Origin of the sequence: Thomasclavelia sp., assembly GCF_017889095.1 — a bacterium.
Taxonomy (GTDB): domain Bacteria; phylum Bacillota_I; class Bacilli_A; order Erysipelotrichales; family Coprobacillaceae; genus Thomasclavelia.
This window is the reverse complement of sequence record NZ_JAGHEW010000353.1, coordinates 1-2628: the sequence shown is the minus strand read 5'-3', so window position 1 is coordinate 2628 and position 2628 is coordinate 1. Positions and strand designations below refer to the sequence as shown.

Below are 2628 nucleotides of genomic sequence, written 5' to 3'. Positions count from 1 at the left end.
CATTTATAGCTTTTTTATTTCATAAAACTAGTATTGTATTTTTGTTATCTTATATAGCAAAAAAAATAGAATTTAATAAAAGAAATGTTATTGCTGCTACTTGCTTTATGATATTGGCTTATTATTTTTTTGATTCGATTTTGAATATTTTAATTTCAAGTTTAAATTTTTATACTGATTATTCAAATAGCATATATAGAAATGGAATTATTAGGCAAGCAACAATTCTACAGGTATTTATTCATATTTCAATTTTTTTATTTGTTTTTATTTTAAAAAGAATAAATATTTTAAAATATGATACTATATTTAAAGAATATAAATTAGAATTTTGGTTTTTGTTCCTATCTTTTTTCATAACTTTTTTGTCTTCAAAGTTTACTATATTATCAAGAGTTTCATCATATTTTTTTGCGTTTGTAATTATATTGATTCCAAATATAGTAGAGAAATTAGAAATAAGGCATAATAAACTTTTTATAGGTATAGTGATAATATTTTTATGTATGATTTATTTTTTCGTTATTCAAATATATAGACCTGAATGGAATCATATTTATCCATATAGTTTTTTTTGGTAAAAAATTATGTAATATAAAAACCATATGTCAAAATTAGGTGATTTAATTAGTCAATTTAAGATTTAAAATACACAATAAAATTTAGATAGTGATAATTATATCTTTTTAACCGATATTTAGTTAGAAATTATTTTTAAAAAAAGTAGTGAATACTACTGATTAATAGGAGGAAAAATGTTTGATTTAGTTTCAGTAATTGTTCCAGTTTATAATGTGAGCAAATATTTGGATAGATGTATTAATAGTATTGTTAATCAAATATATTCAAATATAGAAATTATTCTGGTTGATGATGGATCTACTGATGATTCAGGAACAAAATGTGATATTTGGAAAAGAAGAGATGAAAGAATAAAAGTAATTCATAAAAATAACGGCGGACTATCAGATGCAAGAAATCACGGTATTCTAAAAGCAAGTGGTAATTACATATGCTTTGTTGATTCTGATGATTGGATAGAACCAAAATATATTCAAATATTATTACATGACTTAATAAACTATAATGCGGATGTATCTGTATGTGGAAAAAAATATATTTATCCCACATATACAAACATCTGGGATAAAAGTAAAAAAATAAGAGTTATGAATAAGTATGAAGCTATAGCACGAATGAATGATTTTTATGAGTATAACATGTCCAGTTGCGATAAAATGTTTAAAACAGAGTTGTTTCAAAATATAAAATTTCCAATAGGAAAAAAATGTGAAGATTTCTATATTATGAGTCAATTATTTATGGAATGTACTAAAATAGTATATAATCCTACACCATTATATAACTATTTTCAAAGGGATGGGAGCATTACACATTCATCGACATTTAACGATGATTTTATTATTGCAGCTTATAAGCAAATGAGGTATTTAGAGCAGTTTGAGCAGATAAAAAATGTAGGAGAAGTGTATTATGCTTTTTCTTTATTAACTAAGATAAACTTTTTATTATGTAATAAATATACCGAATATGAATATGAGATTTTAAAAAAAGAGGCATGTACATATAAAAAAAATGTAAATCGTAATAAATATATCAAGTTAAGAAAAAAAATTCAGTTTAACATATTTTGTTTTTCAAGTAAATTGTATAAATTATTATATTTATTGTTAAAAAGGAGTATAAATGAATAATAATCAAAACTATATAAATTTAATTTACAAAATAGCATCAATAGGCATTATGTTTGTGATAACAATGATTATAACAAAAATTGTAGTATATTATTTGGGCCAAGAAATTTATGGTTATTATGATTTGTCAAATGATTTTGTTAATTATGCATCAATTATTTCTGTTGCATTAAATTCAATGGCAAGTAGATATATCACAATAAGTTATTATTCAAATAAAGATGATTTAAATTGTTATTTTAATTCCGTACTTTTTTCAAATATTATTTTAGCAATTTCTTTAATAGTGCCTTTTTTTTTATTAGTTTTAAATTTAAATAATATTATTAATATAAATTATGAATATATTATAGAAATTAAAATACTTTTTGCTTTAATGCTGATTAATTTTCTTTTAAGTATCATAACATCAATTTTTGGCGTTGCTACTTTTACAAAGAATCGAGTTGATTTGGATTCACAAAGACAAATAGAATGTTGGGGTATAAGATTAATAATAATAATAGTCTTTTATTTTTTGTTTGATCCTCATATCTGGTATTTAGGTGTTGGAGTACTTATTTCTAATTTTTACGTATTTTTTAGAAATTATTTTTATACAGTGAGATTGTTACCTGAAATTAAGATCTCTATTCATTATTTTAAGTTCTCTTACGTAAAAGAACTAATAGTAAATGGAATATGGAACAGTTTTACTAAAATAGGATCAGTACTTTTGACAGGATTAGATTTATTTATTTCAAATTTAATAATTAGTCCAGCTGCTATGGGAATTTTATCTCTTTCAAAAACCATTCCAAAGTATATTTTGAATTCAATGGGTAGTTTATCGTCCGTATTTTCTCCTAGTCTTACTATATCGTATGCTCAAAAAGATAATGAAACATTGAAAAAAGTTTTAGACAACTCTATG

General features: G+C 22.5%; 3 protein-coding genes. All 3 read left to right on the top strand.

Translation table 11 applies throughout. The features are described 5' to 3' along the window. On the top strand, positions 1 to 581 hold a 581-nt coding region (locus J7M77_RS15085; RefSeq protein WP_296880054.1), incomplete at its 5' end, for an EpsG family protein. 174 nt (positions 582 to 755) lie between these two features. Continuing rightward, a complete protein-coding gene (locus J7M77_RS15080; RefSeq protein ID WP_296880052.1) occupies positions 756 to 1715 on the top strand; it encodes a glycosyltransferase family 2 protein in 960 nt (319 codons plus the stop codon). Further along, the coding region (locus J7M77_RS15075; protein ID WP_296880050.1) for a hypothetical protein at positions 1708 to 2628 on the top strand (921 nt) is incomplete at its 3' end. The genes J7M77_RS15080 and J7M77_RS15075, both read left to right, overlap by 8 nt.